Below are 24202 nucleotides of genomic sequence, written 5' to 3'. Positions count from 1 at the left end.
AAAAAAAACACATTCAACGTAAGAATGCAGTACAAATTAGGCAGAATTAAACTGTGCTCTACTTTATTAGTCCACTTTCCTACGTTGGTATTAACCAAATCAGGTTATAAGGGTCTGATAACTAATATCATCTCAGCCAATAGGCACCCCTAGCAGTTTTATTATTATATTACTATTAACATAACAAAATCCTATTCATATTGCAAAATTAGATATAAATAGGGAGTGGGACAGAAATCCGATTTTGAAAAAATGATTTCGTCGTCCCACCCCGGCAAGGATGACTAGCGTTGAAAAAAGCTTGATTTAAAGCGCATTTTCAATGCAGTCAGCTACTGCCAATATGTAAAAGGTTTCGAATAAAATAGGGAGTGGGACAGAAATCCGATTTTGAAAAAATGATTTCGTCGTCCCACCCCGGCAAGGATGACTAGCGTTGAAAAAAGCTTGATTTAAAGCGCATTTTCAATGCAGTCAGCTACTGCCAATATGAAAAGAGACTAGGACAATCAATATTGTCCCAGCCTCTAAATTAAATCCTTATATTCATTTACAATTATTTAAATTATGCAGTAACCCATTGTGATGGACCAACTGTGTTGTATAATTCAACTGCAGCTGCATCTTGTACTGATTCTGGAGCTTCTGCTGGTGATACACCAACGTATTCAGCTGGTGCTACTGAATCCCAAGTAGCTTGTAAGAATTGATATTTACCTGCAGCTCCTGAACTTGGATTAATAGCTGTAATATCGCCACCTGATTCACGTTGAGCGATTGCTTGTAAATGAGAGTTTACATTTACAGATGAACCACTTGTAGCTTCACTTGAGCTTTCACTGTTTGAAGAAGTTGATTCTTGTTGTGGTTGTTGAGTTTCTTCAGTTTGTGGTGCAGTTGTTTGTTGTGGTTGTTCAGCTTGCTCACTTTGTTCTGTTGAAGTTGCTTGTTTTGCTGGTGCTGATTGCTCAGTATCTTGAGTTGATTGAGCATTAGTATCAGCTGTTCCTTGACCATAGCCATTGTAACTCCATGACCAATAAGTTCCATCTGATTCAAAATTGTAATCTACTTTATCGTGATTGAATTCATAGTTATAAGCACCTTCATGAATTGGTGCGTCATTTAATTGTTGAGGGTTATTTTGTGCTGTATGTGCTAATTGTGCTTTATCAATACCTTGTTCAGAAGCATCAGCTTGTCCAGATGCTACTCCTGTTACACCTAATCCTAGTGCTAATGTTGAAGTAATTACTGTCTTTTTCATTGTTAATAATCCTCCTATAAGGTAAATAATTTTTATTATCAATTTGCAGTTACCACTATAACATCCAAAATCACCTTGTAGGTTACAACAAAATAAAAAAGTATTGGCTTTTTTTACAACCTAATTACATACAATGTCATAAAAAACATAGCCAAAAATGCCGATTATTACCTTCATATCAAATTTAAATTGAGCATAATTTATATATTGGTATGTAATTATCATGTAATTTATCAGATTATTCTGCATACTATTTAATTACAATTCAAAGAAATAGCCACCAATCGTAAAAAGAAAGATGGCCATTTCAAAGAAGTATAATTGATATTAGGATTTAAAAGTGTATATCATAGTGGTTTATATTGGGAGATAAATTTGAAATAAGATGGTAGTTTTGGCATATAAACTTCAAATTAAATAATGTAGAATTTTTATAGTTTCAGGCCGATAGGATTAGGACTACAGGCTGTTGAAACTTGTGTTAGCGATTTAGGAGAAAGAAATCTAATTGTTTCCACTAATATCTCGGTAATAAAATGTGTTTGCCCTACTTTATCATAACTAGATGATTGTAGATTCCCGATAATGGCTACTAAAGAGCCTTGTGATAAATATTGTTTAATGTTAAGTGCTCGAGTACCTAATGCTTTACAATTTAAATAATCACATGCTTGATGCTCTGTTTTGTATTTGTAATGACGATCTACAGCTAAACTAAAGGTTGCTAGATGTTTACCCTGATTACTATAAATTTTCGGGTCTTTCGTCAGTCGTCCAACAACGACTATGTGGTTAATCATATGTCACCTCCTTATCGATATCATATACAATTAGTAGCTATACCGTCAAAACGCTAAAAGTAAGTGATTGTTGACAGAAACATTCTATATTTTATAATAACTAGCTTCTGAATTTAAAATTACGTTATAATGGGTACATAAATGTAAATATAGTAATTTTTAAATTTTATTAATGGATGTGAGACGATGAAAACATTTAAAGCCGTAAGATTTCAAATCGTATCAGAAAACGGTGGTGTCACTGAATACGAATTAGAAGATGGTGTCATTATCAATAAAGAGAATAGTGGCACTGGCTGGTTATTAGAAATCGTCATTTCAGATTATCACTATGAAACAATGAAAGCTTTTCAAGAAGACGATAGTTTATTAGATATTCGTGTTGTTATCACACGACCTTCAAATGATCCTGCACTCTTTGATGCCACGATAAAGCATATTACTAAATTACAACATTCTATTTCTGTAGTTTTTGAATGCCATATCTATACATTAAGACAAGTATATGCTGAAAGTTTATTAGAACAACTCATCGATGAAGGTCTGACAGGAGATGAACTTAAAACATCATTTAATAGATTGATGCAATCGAAACCTCGTTTAAAAGATGAGAAAAGCGACAAACATTAAATGTACGGAATGATTTAACACATAATATAAAACTATAATTAACTTACTTAGACACTTTTGTTTTTGTCAAAATGACTTATATCAAAAGTGTTCTTTAATTTTGTTTGCTTAAAAAAGTATAATTTACGCATCAAAAAAAGAGCCTGAACACATTATGAAATGCCTTTGTCAAAATAACACTTATTAAAGTGAAAATTTTAAATAAAGCATATCTATTAATGTGTTAGACTCTTTACATATAGTATTAACTATTACAATGCAACGAAGGTTTTTGAACACCTTTCGCTTTATAATTATGCGTCTTGTATTGCAAATGTCAATTCACAACTACATGCTACTTGACCATCTACCGTTGCTTTAGCATTACCTTTACCTATAGGTCCTTTAATTTTTGTAATTTCAACTTCTAATGTCAAAGTATCACCTGGAACAACTTGACGTTTAAAGCGACATTTATCAATACCAGCAAATAAAGCTAATTTCCCTTTATTTTCCTCGCTATTTAACATTGCCACTGCGCCAGTTTGAGCTAACGCCTCAGTAATTAACACTCCAGGCATTACTGCATACTCTGGAAAATGACCTTGGAAAAATGGTTCGTTACCAGACACTTGTTTAATCGCTACACAACGATTACCTTCTTCATACTCAACCACTTTATCAATGAGTAAAAAAGGTTGTCTATGTGGGATGATTTGCTTGATTTGATTATAATCGAAAATTGTTTCCATTTTAAGTTCCTCCAACTTAATTCATTGTTGTAAATTAGCATTAATCTTGAACGCGTACGATATCTGCACCTAATGATTTTAATTTGCCATGTAAGTCAACATAACCACGATCAAGGTGCTTAAGTTCTGTCACCTGTGTTGTACCTTGTGCAACTAACCCAGCTAATATTAATGCAGCTGCTGCACGTAAGTCTGTGGCTTTAACTTGTGCACCTTGTAATTCACTTTTACCTTCAATTTTAGCACTGCGACCTTCAACTGAAATGTTAGCATTCATACGTTTGAATTCGCCTACGTGCATAAAACGATTTTCAAAAACTGTTTCAGTTACAACTTTATTACCTTCTGCAGTCAATAATAATGCCATCATTTGGGATTGCATATCTGTAGGGAATCCAGGATGTGGTAAAGTTTTAATATCCACTGGTTTTAGTTCTTCAGTTGCTCGTACGCGTATAGCATCATCTAAGTATTCTAAATCTACTCCCATTTCTTCCAGTTTATACACTAAGCTTGTCATATGCTCTTTTATTGCACCGTTTACTAATACATCACCACGTGTAATTGCGCCAGCGATAAGTAAAGTACCTGCTTCAATTCTATCTGGAATAATTGCATGTTCTACACCGTGTAGTTTTTCCACACCATTTATAGTGACTGTATCAGTACCAGCACCTAATACATTGCCGCCCATTTCATTTATATAGTTAGCCAAATCTACAATTTCAGGTTCACGTGCTACGTTTTCTAAAATTGTTTTTCCTTCGGCTAATGACGCCGCCATTATAATATTTTGTGTTGCACCAACACTTGGAAAATCTAAATGTATTGTTGTTCCTTTTAAGCCATTTTGAGCATTTGCATAAATAAATCCACCATCCATATGGATTTCAGCGCCCAATTCTTCAAAGCCTTTAATATGTTGTTCAATTGGTCGAGAGCCAATAGCACATCCACCTGGTAACGCTACTTTAGCATGACCTAAGCGTGCTAATAAAGGACCCATCACTAAAATACTTGCTCTCATTTTACTTACATATTCGTAAGGAGCTTCTTCAAATAAAGTTTTGGTTGCATCTACAGATACGTATTCTTCTTCTTTGTTGTATGAAACCTCTGCATTTAATGTAGATATTACATTATTAATCGTTTCTACATCACTTAATGCAGGCACGTTTAATAGTTTACTTTCACCTTCTGAAGCTAATAATGATGCTGTTAATACAGGTAAAACTGCATTTTTAGCACCTGAAACTTTAACTTCTCCAGTTAGTTTATTTCCGCTATTGATAACTATTTTGTCCATCTTAATATCCTCCACTTTAAACTCCTATTTCAGACTCTTTTAAATATTATATTTTTAGTTACTTTCAAAATTATTATATCTTTATTGAAAAATAATTCACAAGTATTTGACCTATTTCATCAAATATTTTAGTTGTGTAGAAAATTGTAATAAATCAATTATAAAATTACTTACTGCAGTACCTAAAAATATAGCAATAAAAATCATACATATTTGTACTTGAACGGGGAAACCCTTTTTAAAAAACTGTTCTAATCTTACAGCATTCAATGCCCAATAACTTATACAAATACAGATAACATGTAATATTAAATGTACTATTGCAAATTGACCTAGATATTCCATTTTCAATTCTCCTCATTATTCTCTAATTAATTATTTTACACGAAATAATTGTTAAAAGATACTTTCACATACTCAATATGTACATTAATTAAGAATAATAAGTTACGATTTACATTCTATATTTCATAAAGAATGGTTTTGTAAAAGTAAGTCTAATAATTTATATTTTCACTTATTTTTATATTTTAAACATTAAAAAGAGGGAGTGGGACAGAAATCTGATTTGAAAAAATGATTTCGTCGTCCCACCCCGGCAAGGATGACTAGCGTTGAAACAAGCTTGATTTAAAGCGCATTTTCAATGCAGTCAGCTACTGCCCATATGTAAAAGGTTTCGAATAAAACATGGAGTGGGACAGAAATCTGATTTGAAAAAATGATTTCGTCGTCCCACCCCGGCAAGGATGACTAGCGTTGAAACAAGCTTGCTTTGAAGCGCATTTTCAATGCAGTCAGCTACTGCCAAAATGAAAAGAGGTTGGAACAAATTAATATTGTCCCAACCTCTTTATTAATTTATTGTAATTCAGCGACACGTAATCTATTATTTGCACGTTCTAACGCGCGTTTTGCTCTATAGATATCACTGTTGTCGTCTTCATTAGCCAAGTGCGATTCTGCTTTTGATTTCGCTAATTGTGCTCTAGCGACATCTATTTCATTCGCACGTTCTGCAGTTTGTACAATAACTGATAATTTATGTTGTCTAACCTCAACAAAGCCTTCACTCACTGCAATATATTCTGAACCACTATCAAAATTCACTTTGACATAGCCGATTTTTAATGCTGCAACTGTAGGAATATGTCCCCACATGACACCTATTTCGCCAGCTGTAGTTTGTAATACAGCAAGTTCAATGTCTTCACGTTCGTATACAGCACCATTAGGAGTGACAATATTTAGGGTTAATGTGTTCATTATCCTTACCTCCTAATTTTAAACTTCAACACCCATATCTTTTGCTTTTGCTAATACGTCGTCCATACTACCAACAAGACGGAAAGCATCTTCAGGAATGTGATCATACTTACCTTCTAAGATATCTTTGAAGTCTTCAACAGTTCGTTTAACTGGAACATAAGAACCTTTTTGTCCTGTGAATTGTTCAGCAACGTGGAAGTTTTGTGATAAGAAGAATTGAATTCTACGTGCACGTTCAACTGTACTTTTATCTTCTTCGGATAATTCATCCATACCTAAAATTGCAATAATGTCTTGTAATTCACGGTATTTTTGAAGTGTTGATTGTACTTGTCGTGCTACATCATAATGCTCTTGTCCAACAACTGATGGTTCAAGCGCTCTTGATGTAGAAGCAAGTGGGTCAACCGCTGGATAAATACCCATTTCTGTTAATTTACGTTCTAAGTTTGTTGTAGAGTCTAAATGAGCAAATACGTTTGCTGGAGCTGGATCGGTATAGTCATCGGCAGGTACGAATACTGCTTGGATAGAAGTTACCGAACCTTTCGTAGTTGATGTAATACGTTCTTGTAATTGACCCATTTCTGTACTTAATGTTGGTTGATAACCTACGGCTGAAGGCATACGACCTAATAAAGCTGATACTTCAGAACCAGCTTGTGTAAATCTGAAGATATTATCGATGAATAATAATACATCTTTACCTTCTTCATCACGGAAGTACTCTGCCATAGTTAAGCCTGAAAGTGCTACACGCATACGTGCACCAGGTGGCTCGTTCATTTGACCGAATACCATCGCTGTCTTTTTAATAACGCCACTATCACTCATCTCGAAGTATAAATCGTTACCTTCACGTGTACGTTCACCTACACCTGCGAATACTGAAATACCACCATGCTCTTGAGCGATGTTATTAATTAATTCTTGAATAAGTACAGTTTTACCTACACCTGCACCACCAAATAATCCGATTTTACCACCTTTAATATACGGTGCTAATAAATCGACAACTTTAATACCTGTTTCTAATATTTCTACTTTCGTAGATAATTGATCGAATGCAGGTGATTCTCTATGAATTGGGTCACGACGTACTGAATCATCAATTTTTTCATCCAAATCGATTGTGTCACCTAATACATTAAACACTCTTCCAAGTGTCGCATCACCAACAGGTACACTAATACTATTGCCAGTATCTTTTACTTCAGTGCCACGTTTAACACCTTCTGTACCATCCATTGCAATTGTACGGACCACATCGTCGCCTAATTGAAGCGCTACTTCTAACGTCAAACTTGTTGTTTCATTGTCTTTTTCTACATCTAGAACTAAGGCATTGTTAATTGCTGGCACTTCATTATGTTCAAAACGAACATCAATGACTGGACCCATAATTTGCGTTACACGGCCTACTCCCATGTTAATTTTCCTCCTTTATTATTCTATTCAAGTGCAGTTGAGCCACCAACAATTTCAGTAATTTGTTGTGTGATAGCTGCTTGACGAGCTCTATTATATTCGAGTGATAAATCATCGATAAGTTCTGTTGCATTATCTGTTGCGTTTTTCATTGCAGTCATTCGTGCTGCATGTTCACTTGCTTTAGCATCAAGTATCGTGCCATAAATCAAGCTTTCCACATACTGTGGTAAAATAACGCTCAATATAGATTCTTTGTCTGGTTCAAATTCATATGATGACATTTGACCATGTCCTAGACTGGAATCTTCTGGAGATAATGGTAAGACAGTTTTCTTAGATGGTTTGTTTTCTAATACAGTGACAAAATGACTAAAGTAAATGTTTAATTCGTCGATTTCTTCATCTCCATATAAATCAATAGCCTTTTTAGCTATCGCTTGAACAGATTTAAAGGATGGTTGGTCAGCAATATCAACGATTGAACCTTTTACTTCATAGCCTCTGTTTTTGAGAAAATCAACACCCGTTTGACCTAGTACTAAAATTTCATATTCATCTGCTCGTTCATGTTTACTTTTGATATCATTCAACAAGTTTTTTAATACACCCGCATTGTATGCACCAGCTAAACCTTGATCACTTGTAATAACTAAATAGCCACTCTTTTTCACTTCACGTTGTTGTAACATTGGATGACTAGAGTTTTTATTAGCTCCAGCAACTGCGGTAATCGCATCTTGCATTTTTTCCATATACGGAGCAAATTGTTTTGTATTACTTTCAGCACGACGTAGTTTTGAACTTGAAACCATGTTCATTGCTTTAGTAATTTGTTTCATTTTTTCCGTAGATTTTATACGTGTATCAATCTCTTTAAGAGATGCCATTATCTCACCACCTTTTGTAGCTTATATCAATTATTGTGATTGACTAAAGCTCTTTTTAAATTCATTAATCGCAGCTTCAAATTTTTCGTTTTCTGGTAATCCACCTGAATTTCTAATCTCATCAAGTAATGATGAAGCATTTGATTTTGCCCATTGATTAAATTCAGTTTCAAAACGAGTAATATCTGCTACTGGGATATCGTCTAAATAACCTTTAGTTAATGCAAAAATAATTAATACTTGGTTTTCAACAGGTAGTGGTTTGTTTTTATCTTGTTTCAACACTTCTACTGTACGTTTACCACGTTCTAATTTTTGTGCAGTAAATTCATCTAAATCTGAACCGAATTGTGCAAATGATTCTAATTCACGATAAGAAGCTAAGTCGAGTCTTAACGTACCTGCAACTTTTTTCATTGCTTTAATTTGTGCTGATCCACCTACACGAGATACAGATTGTCCAGCATTGATTGCTGGTCTAACTCCTGAGAAGAATAAATCAGATTGTAAGAAAATTTGTCCATCTGTGATTGAAATTACGTTTGTTGGCACATACGCAGAAATGTCGCCAGCTTGTGTTTCAATGATAGGTAATGCAGTAATAGAACCGCCACCTAGGTCATCGTTTAATTTTGCTGCTCTTTCGAGTAATCTACTATGTAAGTAGAAGACATCACCTGGGTATGCTTCACGGCCTGGTGGTCTACGTAATAATAATGATAATTCACGATAAGCTGCTGCTTGTTTTGTTAAATCATCATAAACAATTAATACGTCTTTACCATCAAACATAAATTCTTCGCCGATTGTCACTCCTGCATAAGGTGCAATATATAACATTGGCGCTGGGTCTGCAGCTGATGCTGAAACAATGATAGTATAGTCTAATGCGCCTTCTTGACGTAATTTCTCAACATTCGCACGTACTGTTGAATCTTTTTGACCAATTGCTACGTAAATACAAATAGTATTCTCGCTCTTTTGGTTTAAAATAGTGTCAATTGCTAATGTTGTTTTACCTGTTTGACGGTCACCAATAATTAATTCACGTTGTCCTTTACCAATAGGTACTAAGGCATCAATCGCTTTAATACCAGTTTGTAAAGGTTGATCAACTGATTTACGATCCATTACACCAGTAGCTTTTTTCTCCACTGGTCTTGTTTTAGAGGTATTAATTGGGCCTTGTCCATCAATTGGTTGACCTAATGGGTTAACTACTCTACCAACCATTTCTTCACCAACAGGAACTTCCATAACACGACCTGTACGTTTTACTTCGTCCCCTTCTTTGATATCTTGATATGGTCCCAAAATAACAACACCGACGTTAGATTCTTCTAAGTTTTGTGCTAAACCTAGTACACCACTTTTGAATTCTATTAATTCTCCAGCCATAACATCGTTTAGTCCGTGAATTAATGCAATACCGTCACCAATTTGAAGTACAGTTCCAACATCCGTAACAGACATTTCTGACTCATAGTTTTCAATTTGTGAGCGTAATAATGCACTAATTTCTTCAGCTTTAATGGCCATCTATGTCACTCCTTTAATATTTATTAGTTCACTCTTTTGAAATGTTTTTCTAACTGTGCAAGATCATTTTGTATACTTGCGTCCATTACTTTTGTACCTACATTAATTCTAATTCCACCAATTAAAGCAGGATTAATTTCATTTGAAAGAATGACTTTAGATAATTGTGTTTTATTTGTGATTATTGTTTCGATTTCTGATAACTCTTGTTCTGACAATTCATATACAGATTCAACTACTGCATAATCACGGTTGTAAAATTCGTTGTATTGTTGAGTAAATGCATTATAAATTTTATCGATTAGCCCTAAATGACGATTAGATGCAAGAATCATCAGCATATTTTGTATGTATTGATTAGCATTACCAAATACAATACCTACGATTCTACGACGATGATGACCATCTATTTGAGGATCCTGATCCATTGCTACTAAATTAGGAATCTCAGATTGTACAGCCTCATGGATTATTGAAAACTCGTCATAAACACTATCTAGTATTTCTGCATCTTTAGAAGCGTCAAATAATGCTTTAGCATACTTGTTAGCTACAATAGCCATTATTTATCCCCTGCCTCTTTAAGGTACTTAGCAACTAGTTCTTTTTGATCTTGGTCACTAATTTCTTTTTGTAATACTTTAGATGCAATTAGTACCGACAAGTCAGACACTTGATTATTAATATCTGCAATTGCACGTTCTTTTTGGCTGTTGATTTCATTTTGTGCTGTTTCAATCATGCCATTTGCGCGTACATTAGCTTCATTGATAATTTCTTCATGTTGTTGACGTGCTTGTACTTTTGCGTCTTCTAGTATTTTGTGAACCTCGTCCTGTGTTTCTTTTAAAGTTTGTTTATTTTGTTCTTCTAATTTTTGTGCATTTAATTTAGCTTGTTCAGCATCATCAATGTCTTTATTTATATCACGTTCACGTTTGTCCATAACTTCTTTTAAAGGACCCCATGCAAACTTTTTCAATAATGCTAATAAAACAAGAAAAGTAATTAAGGTAACAATGATCGTACCCCACTGAACACCACTAGCTTGGCTTGCACCTAATACTAATGTATTTGTCATCGCATTCACTAGCTCATACACTCCTTTCTTTCATTGTAACTATTTGCTGTTAGATAAAAACGAATGGCGAAAGTCAAAAAACGACTTCGCCTTTTTTAAAGTGTAATTACATGAACATTACGATGAATGAAATTACAAGACCAAGGATTGGTAATGCCTCAACTAAACCAATACCGATGAACATAATTGACATTAATTGTCCACGTGCTTCTGGTTGACGTGCTACACCTTCTACTGTTCTAGATACGATAAGACCGTTACCGATACCTGCACCTAATGCTGATAAACCAATTGCGATTGCTGCTGCGATTAAATTCATTAATAAATCCTCCTAAAAATTGTTTTATAATTTTATTTTTAATGGCTATCTTGTACTTTGTGTGACATATAAACCATTGATAGCATAATGAAAATATAGGCCTGAATTGAACCTATGAAAATCGAGAATGCTTGCCAAACAACTAAACCTGGTAAACCTATAATCCAACCCCATAACAAGTTATTAACTACTAATCCTGATAAAAGAGTAAGTAATAATTCACCAGCATAAATATTACCGTAAAGACGAAGACCTAACGTTAAAGTTGAAGTGAACTCCTCGAATAAATTGATTGGTAATAAGAAAATAGGTTTTGTGTAATTACCAAAGTAACTCTTTGTGCCACGCATTTTAATACCATAATAATGCGTCAACAGAATTATTAGCGTTGACAGTGTTAATGTAACAGTGGCATCTGCTGTTGGTGATTTCCACCACAACGTATGTCCTGACACAATAGAGAATGGTAAGCCAAGCATATTACTCACAAAGATAAACAAGATCAAAGTAACTGCAAGGAAGTGGAATTGACCACCTTTTGACCATGCCATATTGCTTTCAATAATACCTCGAACAAAGTCAAAAACCCATTCTATGAAGTTTTGCTTGCCGGTTGGACGTTTTTGAAGATTACGTGTACATATAATAGCTAGTACAAATACAATAATCGCTGTAATAATTAACATCATAATTGATGATAAATTAAACACGAGGTCTAAACCAAATACATTCCAACTGACAAGAGGGTTGTCGTGTTGCATACAATTTCACCTCTCTTTTACTAGTTTTTTTTCTTATGAATAAACGGTTTAATTGTTACCACAACATAAGAAATCATTAAACCTAAAGCCACACCAAAAATATTGATATTGTCTTTAAAAAAGACCCATATGGTACAAGCTAAAATCGCTACCAAATATCTCCAAATATTGCCCGTAGAAATATGTATCGTGTCACTCTTCTTAGCTTTCGCTAAGTAATATTCGAAAATAATCGTATTGAGTAACGAACCAACAGTACCTATGATTAACCCCAATATAAAAGGTGATTGTGTGAAAAAAAACACAATAATCAATACAATTAATAAGTATAGATAGTATTGTATATATTGATTGAAAATGATGGAGAAACGTTTCAATTTTGTGCCTCATTTCGTCTATTTCATTCGTTTATGAAAACCGTTCCACTCATACAAATTTAATAATAATATAGCCTGTAAGTCGTGTCAATTCTATTAAAATTGTTAAATAAGTTTTTTTGCAGTCGACATAAAATTGTCACATTTAAACAAATGAATTTGGCTTTTTATCAATTATGCCAAAATAATATTTAATATGCTCACAAATGCGACTCGATGCATTGCCATCACCATAAGGGTTTTTTGCTTCACTCATTGCTTCGTAGCTATGCTGATTATCTAAAAGCTCTTTAGTTGCTTGTTCTATTGTTGCTGTTGAAGTACCTACAATTTTTAATGTGCCAGCCGTTACTCCTTCAGGTCGTTCTGTTGCATCTCTTAACACTAAGACAGGTTTACCAAGTGATGGCGCTTCTTCTTGGATGCCACCAGAATCAGTTAGAATAATATGAGACTGATTTGCAAAATTGTGAAAATCAGTTACACCTAATGGTTCTATTAATTCTATTCTGTCATGTCCTGCCAAATAATTGTTTGCAATTGCTCTTACCTTTGGGTTTTTGTGCATTGGATAGACAACTACCACATCGCTATACGTCTCAACAATATTACGTACAGCTTGAAAAATACGTTCCATAGGTTCGCCAATATTCTCTCTACGATGAGCAGTTAATAAAACAATACGTTTACCCGGATGGCGTTTGAGAATTGCTGAATCATAGTGTGTTTTTATTGTAGTTTTCATAGCATCAATCGCTGTATTTCCAGTTACTACAATACTCTCCTCTGGTTTGTTTTCATCTAGCAAATTTTGGGCAGCATTAAATGTAGGGGCAAAATTTAAATCTGCCATTACCCCTACCATTTGTCTATTCATTTCTTCAGGAAACGGAGCATATTTATCCCATGTTCTCAATCCTGCCTCAACATGACCAATAGGAACTTGATTGTAAAATGCAGCTAAACTACCAGCAAACGTGGTCATGGTGTCACCATGTACCAAAATCATATCCGGTTGTTCTTCTTGAATAACACTTTCGAGCTTCATTAACACTTTCGACGTAATTTGTGATAATGTTTGACCTTGCGTCATTATATCTAAATCATAGTCTGGTTGAATGTTAAAAGTATCTAAAACACCATCTAACATTTCTCGGTGTTGTGCTGAAACTACGACTACTGGCTCCAAAGCATTACTTTCTTGTAATGCTTTGACCAGAGGTGCCATTTTCACTGCTTCTGGACGAGTGCCAAAAACAGTCATAATTTTCTTCATTTTACTCCACTCCTGGATGTCACTATTTTGTACCAAACAAACGATCACCAGCATCACCTAAACCAGGTGTTACATATGCATGTTCGTCTAATCTATCATCTAATGCAGCAATGTAGATATCTACATCTTCATGCGCTTCTTTCATCTTTTCTACACCTTCAGGTGCAGCAACTAAACACATAAAACGAATATGTTTCGCCCCGCGTTTTTTCAATGAATTAATTGCTTCTATAGCAGAAGAACCTGTTGCTAACATAGGATCAACTACAACAATTTCACGCTCTTCAATATCTTGTGGTAATTTAGCAAAGTATTCTATTGCCTCTAAAGTCTTTGGATCTCTATATAATCCAATATGACCTATTCTAGCCGCTGGCACGAGGTTAAGAATACCTTGTGTCATGCCTAAGCCAGCTCTTAAAATTGGAACAAACGCTAATTTTTTACCTGTTAAACGTTTTGCTACCATTTTTGTCACTGGTGTTTCGATTTCAACGTCCTGTAAATCTAAATCTCTTGTTACTTCATACGCCATTAACATACCGACTTCGTCAACTAATTCTCTGAATTCTTTTGTGCCAGTATTTACGTCACGAATATAACTTAATTTGTGTTGAATTAATGGATGATCAAAAACATGAACCTTGCCCATTTCATTTCCCTCCTAATATTAATTGTATAAAGGATGATTTGAAGTTAATGCCTTCACTCTAGATTTACCTTCTTCTAAAGTTTTTTCATCTTCTGGATTCTTAAGCACTAAACTAATAATTTTTCCAACTTCTTCGAATGCTTTTTCATCAAAACCTCTAGTAGTTGCTGCAGGCGTTCCTAATCTAATACCACTTGTAACAAATGGTTTTTCTTGATCGAATGGTATTGTGTTCTTGTTACATGTAATACCAATAGTATCTAATGTTTCTTCAGCAATTTTACCTGTGATACCAACTGATGATTTAACATCAACTGCTACAAGATGATTATCAGTACCTCCTGAAACAACTCTGAAACCTTCATTTGTCAATGTTGATGCTAAAGTTTGAGCATTTTTGATGACTTGCTCTTGGTATGTTTTAAATTCGTCTTGTAATGCTTCACCAAAAGCAATCGCTTTACCGGCAATAACATGTTCTAATGGACCACCTTGAATACCAGGGAAGATTTTTTTATCAATTTCTTTTTTATATTCTTCCTTACATAAAATCATACCACCACGAGGCCCACGCAATGTTTTGTGCGTAGTAGTAGTAACAAAATCTGCATACTCAACAGGGTTTTGATGTAAACCAACTGCTACTAGTCCTGCGATATGTGCCATATCTACCATTAATTTAGCCCCTACTTCGTCTGCGATTTCTTTAAATCGTTTGAAGTCAATTTCTCGTGGGTAAGCTGAAGCTCCTGCTACGATTAATTTAGGTTTGTGTTGCTTAGCGATGCTTAAAACTTCATCGTAATCGATTTTTTCAGTATCTTTGTCAACGCCATAGTCTACAAAGTTATAAAATTGGCCACTAAAGTTAACTGGTGCGCCATGAGTTAAATGACCACCGTGGCTTAAGTTCATTCCTAATACAGTGTCACCATGTTCAAGTGCAACTAAGTAAACTGCCATATTTGCTTGAGAGCCTGAATGTGGTTGAACATTAACATGTTCTGCACCAAACAATTGTTTAGCTCTTTCTATTGCTAAGCTTTCAGAGACATCAACGAATTCACAACCACCATAATATCTGCGGTTAGGATAGCCTTCAGCGTATTTATTTGTTAATACTGATCCTTGTGCTTCCATTACTGCTTCTGACACGAAGTTTTCTGAAGCTATAAGCTCGATGTTGTTGTTTTGACGGTTAAATTCATTTTGAATCACTTCATAAATTTCTTTATCTTGCTTTTGAATAAATGACATTGGTAAATTCCCTCGCTTCTGTATTAGTTATATTTCGCTCGTTCGCCACCAATTTTCTTAGGTCTAGATGATGCAATCGTTACATTCGCTTCACCAATTCGTTTTACACTAGTACGTTCAGGGATAGCCACATGTTGTATATGCATACCAATTAATGTTTGACCAATATCTATTCCTTTAGGTACTGAAATAGTCTCTACAACCATTGGATCATTTAATTGCCTATAAGCATAAGTAGCTAAACTACCTCCAGCGTGAACATCTGGCACTACTGTAACTTCTTCCATCGTATGTGGGTCAAAGTTGGATCGATCAATAGTTACTGCTCGATTAATATGTTCACAGCCCTGAAATACGAAAGACACGCCTGTTTCTCGTTCTATAGTCGCTAACAAATTATATATTGTTTCTGCTACTTCCATAGAACCAACGGAACCAATTCGCTCACCTATGACCTCGGACGTCGAACAACCAATCAGGCACAATTCATCTTCAACAAAAAAATCACGCGCTTTGAGTTCATTAAGCAATAACTGCAAATCTTCCTTCATTTTCCCACCCCTTTGAAAATAATTATATACAAAGTGTAAAGTTCTACCATTTACTATATAAATATATAAATTCAGCAAACTTGCTACACCTAGTTATTATAACGTATTTTTCAGATAACTTATACTAATTCTACAAATTTATTGCGTTAATATTTTATTTTTTATTTTCTCAATCAAAGTATTAAGTTCTTCAAAAACTGCGTCGTAAGCGTCTTCATCCGCACCAAACGGGTCACTAACTTCTCCTTGATAACCTGCATATTCTTTAATTGTGAATACATGATTTTGCTGACCAAACATGTAACGAATTGTATCTTTATGCGTTGTTGACATCGTTAAAATTAAATCAGCTTGCAAATCTGTTTCAGTAAACATTTGAGTATGGCTTGGTTGAGGTAATTGTTGTTTATTAATAATTGCTTGGCTGTGTGTTGAAATTGCCCCGCCATTATTTGCATATAATCCTCTTGATTCAATTGTGCAATGTGCCAATTTAGCCTTAGCTATACTTTCAGCTAATGGACTTCTACATGTGTTACCCGTACAAACGAAAATAATCTTCATAAAGTATCTCCATCTATCCATAATTGATTAGTCGCTTTTAACATTCTATTCATTATTGCTGCTGTATCGTCTTTATCTTCAAAAGCATACAAATAAGCCTCGTCAATATCATCTCTTCTGTCTATAAGATGTAATATTTCGTATAGTCTGTGATTAGCTGTTTTAATATCTTGTTCATCATCACACAACTCTATATATTGTGCATTACTCGGCACATAAGATTTTAAGGTTGCTGGTACAATAAATGCTTTACGCTCCCATAATTTATCGTAATTTGGTTGGTGTCGAAAATTTCTTAACAGATAAATAGGTGTTTGCGGTGCATAATGTTTATATTTCATACCTGGAGCAATAGGTCTCTCGCTAACAAAATTTGTTGTTGCAGCAATACTATTTGGAATAACCGCTTCAATCATTTTTTGTGTAATGGAACCTGGTCGTGCAATTTTAAAAGGAAATGACGTACAATCTAATACTGTACTTTCTAAACCTTCCTCACTTTGATCGCCGTTAATAATGCCATCAATACGGCCATTTAAATCTTGATAAACATGGTCGAATTGAGTAGGTGATGGCTTGCCACTTAAATTGGCACTCGGTGCAGCAATAGGTAAATCAACCAATTGTAATATTTGACGACCAATTCGATGACTTGGCATTCTTACTGCAATACTATTTAACCCACCTGACACTTTCGAACATAAATAACCTGATTTCAACGGCAAAATAAATGAAATTGGACCAGGCCAAAAATGTTTCATCAGTAAATAAACTTCATCAGTTATATCTGTCGTAAAATCAGTAAGTTGCTCAAGACTGTGAATATGTACAATTAACGGATTATCTGATGGTCTACCTTTGGCTTGATATATTTTTTTAACCGCATTATCATCCAAAGCGTTTGCCCCGAGACCATACACTGTTTCAGTAGGCAAAGCTATTAACCCGCCTTGATGATAAATTTGTTTAATATCATCTATCTCTGGAAATGTTGTTATATCATCAATATAACTTCTGACATCCCATATTTTTGTATTCACGTAAAATCACATCCTTTTTATTATATTTTAAAATATAATAAAAAGTTATGCAGTTATATGACATACACATAAAATACATAACTTCTTACCATCTAAATGAAACTATTCGATTATTGTTATTAATATCTTTCAAAACTGCTACTTTAATATGTGGATACAGTTCATTGATTATCTCACATAATTTATCACCTTGGTTGTGTCCTATTTCAAAAACAACAGGTGCACCTTCACATAAAACTGCTGGTAAATTTCGTAATATTGCTTTGTAGATAGCTAAACCGTTATCCTCAGCAAATAATGCGCGATGTGGTTCGTAGTCTAATACCGTATCACTCATCAGTGTTGCTTCATTATTTTCAATATAGGGCGGATTTGAAATCAAACCGTTTAACTTAATCCCTTGCTCAATTAAAGGATTTAATGTATCACCTAACAAAAACTGAATATCTACTTCATGTTGTCTTGCATTTTGCCGAGCAATCTCTAACGTCTCAGATGCAATGTCGGTAGCATAAACATTTAAGGTAGGCATTAACTTTTTTAACATAATCGGTATATTACCACTACCCGTACCAATATCTACAATGGTATCACCAGCATGTAACATGTTTAAAAAATGCAACATAACCTCTTCTGTTTCTGGCCTAGGAATCAGACAATTTTCATTGACAGTAAATCGTTCACCATAAAATGTTTGAAAACCAACAATATATTGTACCGGTTCCCCTTGATATAAACGACTTAAAGCATTATCTAATTTTTCCTTGTCTGTTGCGGTTAATTGCTCACTAGAATGAAGTACCATGTCTAAACGTGACCAATTCATTAAATCCATTATTAACCAATCTACCCTTGAAGTTTCGTAGCCTAATGTTGAACAGTGCGCCTTAGCATGCTCAATATATGTCTTAAAGTTCACCATCGTTAAGTTCTTTCAATTTTTCAGTTTGTTCTGAAAGTGTTAACGCATCAATAATTTCATCAATTTTACCTTCCATAATTTGATCTAACTTTTGTATAGTTAAACCAATTCTATGATCCGTCACACGATTTTGAGGATAGTTATACGTTCTAATACGTTCAGAACGATCACCAGTACCAACAGCTGATTTTCTTTCCGAAGCATATTTAGCTTGTTCTTCTTGTACCTTCATGTCATAAACACGCGCTTTTAACACTTTCATTGCTTTTTCACGGTTTTTAATTTGAGATTTTTCATCTTGCGACGTTACTACTGTACCTGTAGGTAAGTGAGTAATTCTTACTGCTGAATCTGTTGTATTTACGTGTTGACCACCTGCACCACTAGAACGATATGTGTCAATTTTAATATCTTCATTACGTATTTCTATTTCAACGTCTTCTGCTTCAGGTAATACAGCTACTGTAGCTGTAGACGTATGTATACGTCCTCCTGATTCTGTTTCAGGCACACGCTGAACACGGTGTGCACCATTTTCATATTTTAATTTAGAATATGCACCTTGCCCTTGAATCATAAAGCTAACTTCTTTATAACCACCGTGGTCACTAGCATTCATCTCTACTATATCCGTTTTATAACCGAGTGTTTCACTATAACGTGAATACATTCTTAATAAATCACCAGCAAAAATCGCTGCTTCATCTCCACCAGCTGCTGCTCGAATTTCCACGATAACGTTTTTATCATCATTCGGATCTTTAGGAATAAGTAGGAATTTCAACTCTTCTTCTAATTCAGGCACACGTGCTTTATTATTGTGCAATTCTTCTTTCAGCATCTCAATTTCATCTTTATCTTTTGTATCTTGCAACATTAGTTCCAACTCAGAAAGATCTTCATTGACTTGCTTATATTCTCTATAAACATCTACAGTTTTTTGTAAATCCGCCTGTTCTTTAGAATAGGCTCTTAATTTATTCGAATCATTTACTACTTCTGGATCACTTAGTAACTCATTTAACTGTTCATATCTTTCTTCAACAATATCTAATTGATCAAACACTACATTTCCTCCTTTTTCTCATCACTTGGTGCGATAATGTGATGTGCTCGACATCTAGGTTCGTAACTTTCATTTGCGCCAACTAAAATTATTGGATCATCTATCTTCGCAGGTTTACCATCAATCAAACGTTGTGTTCTGCTAGATGATGCGCCGCACACTGCGCACACGGCCTGTAATTTAGTTACTACTTCGCTCACTGCCAATAATTCTGGTATTGGCTTGAACGGTTTCCCTCTAAAATCCATATCTAATCCAGCTGTGATTACTCTATGGCCTCTTGCAGCAAGTTGTTCTGCAATATTCACAACTTCGTCCTCGAAAAACTGAACTTCATCTATACCAATAACATCAACTTCAGATAAGTCGTGTCTTAAAATTTCAGAAGCTGTAGTAATGTTAATTGCCTCTATGGCATTACCATTATGAGAAACAATTTTATCTTTATGGTATCTGTCATCAATTGCAGGTTTAAATACCACAACCTTTTGTTTAGCATAAACACCTCTACGCAGTCGACGAATCAACTCTTCAGACTTGCCACTAAACATACTTCCAGTAATACATTCAATCCACCCGGAATGATAAGTTTCATACATTATGAGCTCCACCTTTTTCAAAACATAATCGGTTTATTATATCATATTTAGCGTGCAGAAATCTTTAAAAATTGATAACTGTTTTTAATCAAATTTATAATAAAAAGCAAATCATACACTTTAATAATTATCATTATAAAACAAAAAACATCCTCATATAAATATGAGGATGCGTTATAACAACTACTATTAGCTGTTGCTTGATTTGTAACCGAATTTCTTGTTGAAACGTTCCACACGTCCATCCGCAGCAGCGAATTTTTGACGTCCTGTGTAGAATGGATGTGAATCAGAAGATACATCTAAACGAATAACTGGATATTCGTTACCGTCTTCCCATTCCATAGTTTCTGATGATGTTTTTGTTGAACCACTTAAGAATTTAAAATCTGTAGTAGTATCTAAAAAGATAACTTTGTGGTATTCAGGATGAATATTTTGTCTCATTTTTTTCAGCTCCTTTGCCCTGAACCATCTGGAACAGAGTTATTTGTGAGTTTTTTACCCAATACTAAATAATTATAATTGCTATTATTGAAAAACACAACCCTTTATCTAAAGTTTCATAAAAGTTGTATCGATAACCATATATAGCATGTGCTTAATCAAACAATTAAATGATAGGTTTACCTGTCTTTGTGCTTTCTTCTGCTGCTTTTTGTAGTTGTAAGAAAAAGGTATGGTTATCATCAGTGCGTTTTAATTTACGAATAAAACGTTCTGTAAAATCAAGGGAATCAGTAAACATATTTCTCAATTGCCATAATGATTCTAATTCTTTTGGTGAAATTAACAATTCTTCTTTTCTTGTAGAACTACGACCAATGTCAATTGCTGGGAAGACTCTTCGTTCAGCTAATTTACGATCTAAATGTAATTCCATATTACCAGTACCTTTAAACTCTTCGTATATCATATCGTCCATACGAGAACCTGTATCAACGAGTGCGGTAGCAAGTATTGTTAAACTACCACCCGCTTCAATATTACGTGCTGCACCAAAGAAAGCTTTCGGTTTGTGAAGTGAAGCTGGATCTAAACCACCTGACAAAGTACGGCCACTAGGTGGAATAACTAAGTTGTACGCACGTGCTAAACGTGTAATGGAATCCATTAAAATAATGACATCTTTACCAATTTCAACTAAACGTTTGGCACGCTCTAATAGAAGTTCTGCTACTTTCACATGGTGTTGAGGCGGTTCATCAAAAGTTGAATGTACAACTTCTGCTGACTCAACAGAACGTTCAATATCAGTAACTTCTTCCGGACGTTCTCCAACTAACAAAATAAACAATTCTGCATCAGGTTTATTCGTTGCTATAGCATTGGCTATTTCTTTTAATAGTGAAGTTTTACCGGCTTTTGGTGGCGCAACAATAAGTCCACGTTGGCCTAAACCAATTGGAGTTATTAAATCCATTACTCTAGTTGAATAACGATTTTTAGTAGTTTCTAATAAAATACGTTCCTCTGGATAAAGTGGTGTGAGAGCTTGGAAATGAGGTCTTTTTTTAACTTCTTCAGCGTTTTCATCATTAACAAAGTCAACTTGTAACAAACCATAATATTTTTCATTGTCTTTTGGTTTTCTTACTTTTCCAGTAACCTTGTCTCCACGTTTAATTTCAAAACGTCGAATTTGACTGGCTGAAATATATACATCTTTTTCGCCTTTTGAATAGTTAACAGTTCTCAAGAAGCCATAACCATCTTGTTGAATATCATCAAGGATACCTTCCATATAGTAATTTCCATCTTTTTCCATTTGTGCTTCCATAATAGCTAACACAAGTTCTTTTTTATTTAATTTACTATAGTTGGTAAGCTTTAATGTTTTTGCTTTTTGAGTGAGTTCTTTAGTAGTGTAATTCTTATATAGTTCGTGGAATGATTCGTACTGTGGAGATGTACGTGCTTTTTCAGGCATTATCTTGCACCCATTTCATAAAAAAGTTTATTTAAATAGCCTATTTTTGTCGCTATTCATTGTATAACTATAGCAAATTTTCTTTTTAATTACAAAATCTATTTCAGTAATTAAAAATATGCAAAAAAAGAGCGAGTAAGAAATCAAAGTGCATATTTGATTCCTTAGCATCGCTCTCTAGTAACTTAAAACTTGATCATATATAGTCAAATCAATAAACAATATAAGCCATAGTTAATCATTAAAGTTTTATTTTATAGTGATATTTTAGCCCTCTTGATAATAGCCAGCAATAGATTTAACTTCTAAGAATTCTTCAATACCAAAGTCTCCCCATTCGCGACCAATACCTGATTGTTTATAACCACCAAATGGTAAGTCTGGTTTACGACCTGCTTCATTTATTTCAATAGTACCTGCTTCAACTGAACGTGCGACTTTACGCAAGTTATCTAAGTTTTCACCATATACATATCCAGCTAAACCGTATTTTGTATCATTTGCAATAGCTATTGCTTCATCTAAGTCATTGTATGTGATGACAGACATCACTGGACCAAAAATTTCTTCTTGTGCAATTGTCATTTGGTTATCGACATTGTTAAATATTGTTGGTCTTGCAAAATAACCTTTGTCTAATCCTTCTGGTTTTCCTGGACCACCATATAATAACTCTGCACCCTCTTCAATACCTTTATCAATATAGGATTGAACTTGATCAAATTGTTTTTTACTAATTATTGGACCTACTTGAGTTTCACTATCTGTAGGATCACCAACTTTAATGTTAGCCATCTCTTCTTTTACTGCAGTAAGAAAATCTGCTTTAATACTTTCTGGCACGAGTGTTCTAGTACCTGCCGTACAAACTTGGCCTGTATTATTAACTACTTTCATTACCGCTGCACGTGCCGCTTCTTGAATATTTACATCATCTAATATAATGTAAGGTGATTTACCACCTAATTCTAATGATACTTTTTTAAAGTCTTTAGCGGCTTTTTCCATAATTTTAGCTCCTGTTGGTCCAGAACCAGTAAAGGACATCATTCTAACACTTGGATGCTCACTTAATGGGTTACCTACACCTGAACCATCACCATTAACTAAATTGAATACGCCTTTAGGGACGCCAACTTTATCAAATATTTCTGCCAAAATTATAGCAGCAAAAGGCGTTTCTTCTGAAGGTTTTAGTACTACTGTACTACCTGCTGCAAATGCGGCAGCAAGTTTTAATGAAGTTTGGTTTGTCGGGAAGTTCCATGGTGTAATAAGGCCTGCTACACCAATCGCTTCCTTAACAACTAAATTATTGCCTCGACGTTCTTCAAACTCAAACGTATCAAGTGCATCTCGAGCTGCTACGAAATGATCTAAGCCCATTTGATAATGTACATTTTCAGCAACTTTTGTTGGAGCACCTAATTCGTCGCGAATAGCTGCTACTAAATCTTCTTTTCTATTTTCATATTCTGTTACAATTTTATCTAATAAATTTCTACGTTCTTCGATTGAGCTATTTCTGAATTGAACATATACATTTTCCGCTGCTTGCACTGCTTTATCTACGTCTGCTTTATTACCTTTAGCAATAGTACCCATTACTTCTTCGGTAGCAGGATTAATCACTTCAATATTTTCACCGCTTGCACTATCAATCCATTCACCATTGATATATTGTTTAGTGTAATTTCTCATTATAAGCTCACTCCTTAATTCATTCTACCCACATTGTAACTAACATGACTGATATTTAAACAAATATGCTCATTCTGACCTAAGCTATAGTCTCAATCGTCATTTCGTGTATACATAAATCAGTATTAACACCCCGGCAAAGATGACTAGTATTGAAAAAAGCTTGGTTTGAAGCGCATTTTCAATCCAGTCAGCTACTGCCCATAAAAAAAGACTAGGACGAATCAATATTGTCCCAGCCTCGTT

27 protein-coding genes and 1 riboswitch are annotated in these 24202 nt (G+C 34.6%); of the genes, 1 reads left to right on the top strand and 26 read right to left on the bottom strand.

Annotated features, from left to right (window positions below; all coding sequences use genetic code 11):
- Positions 1–59: 59 nt before the first annotated feature.
- Positions 60–161: riboswitch (TPP riboswitch) on the bottom strand.
- A 404-nt stretch (positions 162–565) separates the two neighbouring features.
- Both MUA37_RS04060 and MUA37_RS04055 read right to left on the bottom strand, forming a co-directional pair.
- Entirely contained in the window at positions 566–1267 is a 702-nt protein-coding gene (locus MUA37_RS04060; RefSeq protein WP_112369261.1) for a transglycosylase family protein, read from the bottom strand.
- Between the two features lie 431 nt (positions 1268–1698).
- Entirely contained in the window at positions 1699–2067 is a 369-nt protein-coding gene (locus MUA37_RS04055) for a single-stranded DNA-binding protein (protein ID WP_112369262.1), read from the bottom strand.
- A 186-nt stretch (positions 2068–2253) separates the two neighbouring features.
- Here MUA37_RS04055 and MUA37_RS04050 point away from each other — a divergent pair, with 186 nt between their 5' ends.
- A complete protein-coding gene (locus MUA37_RS04050; RefSeq protein ID WP_002508994.1) occupies positions 2254–2697 on the top strand; it encodes a YwpF-like family protein in 444 nt (147 codons plus the stop codon).
- A gap of 293 nt (positions 2698–2990) precedes the next feature.
- Here MUA37_RS04050 and fabZ read toward each other — a convergent pair whose 3' ends face one another.
- The 24 genes from fabZ to MUA37_RS03930 all read right to left on the bottom strand — a co-directional run bounded on the left by fabZ (position 2991) and on the right by MUA37_RS03930 (position 23956).
- Positions 2991–3428 carry a 3-hydroxyacyl-ACP dehydratase FabZ gene (gene fabZ, locus MUA37_RS04045; protein ID WP_142019502.1) on the bottom strand — a complete coding sequence of 146 codons (438 nt, stop codon included), beginning with the start codon at positions 3426–3428 and terminating at the stop codon, positions 2991–2993.
- 40 nt (positions 3429–3468) lie between these two features.
- Complete coding sequence (gene murA, locus MUA37_RS04040) at positions 3469–4734, bottom strand: UDP-N-acetylglucosamine 1-carboxyvinyltransferase (protein WP_103387748.1); 1266 nt, start codon at positions 4732–4734, stop codon at positions 3469–3471.
- Positions 4735–4845: 111 nt separating this feature from the next.
- Positions 4846–5079 carry a DUF1146 family protein gene (locus MUA37_RS04035; protein ID WP_103387749.1) on the bottom strand — a complete coding sequence of 78 codons (234 nt, stop codon included), beginning with the start codon at positions 5077–5079 and terminating at the stop codon, positions 4846–4848.
- Positions 5080–5595: 516 nt separating this feature from the next.
- Entirely contained in the window at positions 5596–6000 is a 405-nt protein-coding gene (locus MUA37_RS04030) for a F0F1 ATP synthase subunit epsilon (RefSeq protein ID WP_002510309.1), read from the bottom strand.
- Between the two features lie 18 nt (positions 6001–6018).
- A complete protein-coding gene (atpD, locus tag MUA37_RS04025; RefSeq protein WP_002510310.1) occupies positions 6019–7431 on the bottom strand; it encodes a F0F1 ATP synthase subunit beta in 1413 nt (470 codons plus the stop codon).
- Between the two features lie 23 nt (positions 7432–7454).
- The gene (atpG, locus tag MUA37_RS04020) at positions 7455–8321 is read right to left on the bottom strand and encodes an ATP synthase F1 subunit gamma (protein WP_002510311.1); all 867 of its coding nucleotides are present in this window, start codon (positions 8319–8321) and stop codon (positions 7455–7457) included.
- A gap of 30 nt (positions 8322–8351) precedes the next feature.
- Positions 8352–9860 carry a F0F1 ATP synthase subunit alpha gene (atpA, locus tag MUA37_RS04015; RefSeq protein ID WP_021458994.1) on the bottom strand — a complete coding sequence of 503 codons (1509 nt, stop codon included), beginning with the start codon at positions 9858–9860 and terminating at the stop codon, positions 8352–8354.
- A gap of 23 nt (positions 9861–9883) precedes the next feature.
- Positions 9884–10423 (bottom strand): F0F1 ATP synthase subunit delta, encoded by a 540-nt coding sequence (locus tag MUA37_RS04010; protein ID WP_142019498.1) that lies wholly within the window; start codon positions 10421–10423, stop codon positions 9884–9886.
- Positions 10423–10941: a F0F1 ATP synthase subunit B gene (locus MUA37_RS04005; protein WP_031266549.1), complete on the bottom strand. Its 519-nt coding sequence runs from the start codon at positions 10939–10941 to the stop codon at positions 10423–10425. Before MUA37_RS04005 ends, MUA37_RS04010 begins: the two co-directional genes overlap by 1 nt.
- A gap of 106 nt (positions 10942–11047) precedes the next feature.
- Positions 11048–11260: a F0F1 ATP synthase subunit C gene (gene atpE / locus MUA37_RS04000; protein ID WP_002510315.1), complete on the bottom strand. Its 213-nt coding sequence runs from the start codon at positions 11258–11260 to the stop codon at positions 11048–11050.
- 38 nt (positions 11261–11298) lie between these two features.
- Complete coding sequence (atpB, locus tag MUA37_RS03995; protein WP_002510316.1) at positions 11299–12021, bottom strand: F0F1 ATP synthase subunit A; 723 nt, start codon at positions 12019–12021, stop codon at positions 11299–11301.
- 20 nt (positions 12022–12041) lie between these two features.
- Positions 12042–12398, bottom strand: coding sequence for an ATP synthase subunit I (locus MUA37_RS03990; protein WP_002510317.1), 357 nt, complete (start codon positions 12396–12398; stop codon positions 12042–12044).
- Positions 12399–12543: 145 nt separating this feature from the next.
- The gene (wecB, locus tag MUA37_RS03985; RefSeq protein WP_002510318.1) at positions 12544–13674 is read right to left on the bottom strand and encodes a non-hydrolyzing UDP-N-acetylglucosamine 2-epimerase; all 1131 of its coding nucleotides are present in this window, start codon (positions 13672–13674) and stop codon (positions 12544–12546) included.
- Between the two features lie 22 nt (positions 13675–13696).
- Positions 13697–14326, bottom strand: a complete 630-nt coding sequence (gene upp / locus MUA37_RS03980; RefSeq protein ID WP_002510319.1) for a uracil phosphoribosyltransferase — start codon at positions 14324–14326, stop codon at positions 13697–13699.
- A gap of 18 nt (positions 14327–14344) precedes the next feature.
- The gene (locus tag MUA37_RS03975; protein WP_142019496.1) at positions 14345–15583 is read right to left on the bottom strand and encodes a serine hydroxymethyltransferase; all 1239 of its coding nucleotides are present in this window, start codon (positions 15581–15583) and stop codon (positions 14345–14347) included.
- A gap of 23 nt (positions 15584–15606) precedes the next feature.
- A complete protein-coding gene (locus tag MUA37_RS03970) occupies positions 15607–16134 on the bottom strand; it encodes a TIGR01440 family protein (RefSeq protein WP_002510322.1) in 528 nt (175 codons plus the stop codon).
- A 138-nt stretch (positions 16135–16272) separates the two neighbouring features.
- Positions 16273–16698, bottom strand: a complete 426-nt coding sequence (locus MUA37_RS03965; RefSeq protein ID WP_002510323.1) for a low molecular weight protein arginine phosphatase — start codon at positions 16696–16698, stop codon at positions 16273–16275.
- A complete protein-coding gene (locus tag MUA37_RS03960; RefSeq protein ID WP_214336812.1) occupies positions 16695–17738 on the bottom strand; it encodes an L-threonylcarbamoyladenylate synthase in 1044 nt (347 codons plus the stop codon). Before MUA37_RS03960 ends, MUA37_RS03965 begins: the two co-directional genes overlap by 4 nt.
- An 85-nt stretch (positions 17739–17823) precedes the next feature.
- Positions 17824–18660, bottom strand: coding sequence for a peptide chain release factor N(5)-glutamine methyltransferase (gene prmC, locus MUA37_RS03955; RefSeq protein ID WP_021459000.1), 837 nt, complete (start codon positions 18658–18660; stop codon positions 17824–17826).
- Positions 18647–19726, bottom strand: coding sequence for a peptide chain release factor 1 (gene prfA / locus MUA37_RS03950; RefSeq protein WP_002510326.1), 1080 nt, complete (start codon positions 19724–19726; stop codon positions 18647–18649). Before prfA ends, prmC begins: the two co-directional genes overlap by 14 nt.
- Positions 19726–20325, bottom strand: a complete 600-nt coding sequence (locus tag MUA37_RS03945) for a thymidine kinase (protein ID WP_002510327.1) — start codon at positions 20323–20325, stop codon at positions 19726–19728. The genes prfA and MUA37_RS03945 overlap by 1 nt, the downstream gene beginning before the upstream one ends.
- Before the next feature lie 189 nt (positions 20326–20514).
- Positions 20515–20772, bottom strand: a complete 258-nt coding sequence (locus MUA37_RS03940) for a type B 50S ribosomal protein L31 (RefSeq protein ID WP_002510328.1) — start codon at positions 20770–20772, stop codon at positions 20515–20517.
- Positions 20773–20938: 166 nt separating this feature from the next.
- Positions 20939–22255 (bottom strand): transcription termination factor Rho, encoded by a 1317-nt coding sequence (rho, locus tag MUA37_RS03935; protein ID WP_002510329.1) that lies wholly within the window; start codon positions 22253–22255, stop codon positions 20939–20941.
- 267 nt (positions 22256–22522) lie between these two features.
- Positions 22523–23956 carry an aldehyde dehydrogenase family protein gene (locus tag MUA37_RS03930; protein WP_002510330.1) on the bottom strand — a complete coding sequence of 478 codons (1434 nt, stop codon included), beginning with the start codon at positions 23954–23956 and terminating at the stop codon, positions 22523–22525.
- Positions 23957–24202 lie beyond the last annotated feature (246 nt).

It is taken from the genome of Staphylococcus arlettae (assembly GCF_025560845.1).
In the GTDB taxonomy this organism is placed as follows: domain Bacteria; phylum Bacillota; class Bacilli; order Staphylococcales; family Staphylococcaceae; genus Staphylococcus; species Staphylococcus arlettae.
The sequence above is the reverse complement of the archived record's forward strand: the minus strand, read 5'-3'. Positions and strand labels throughout refer to the sequence as shown.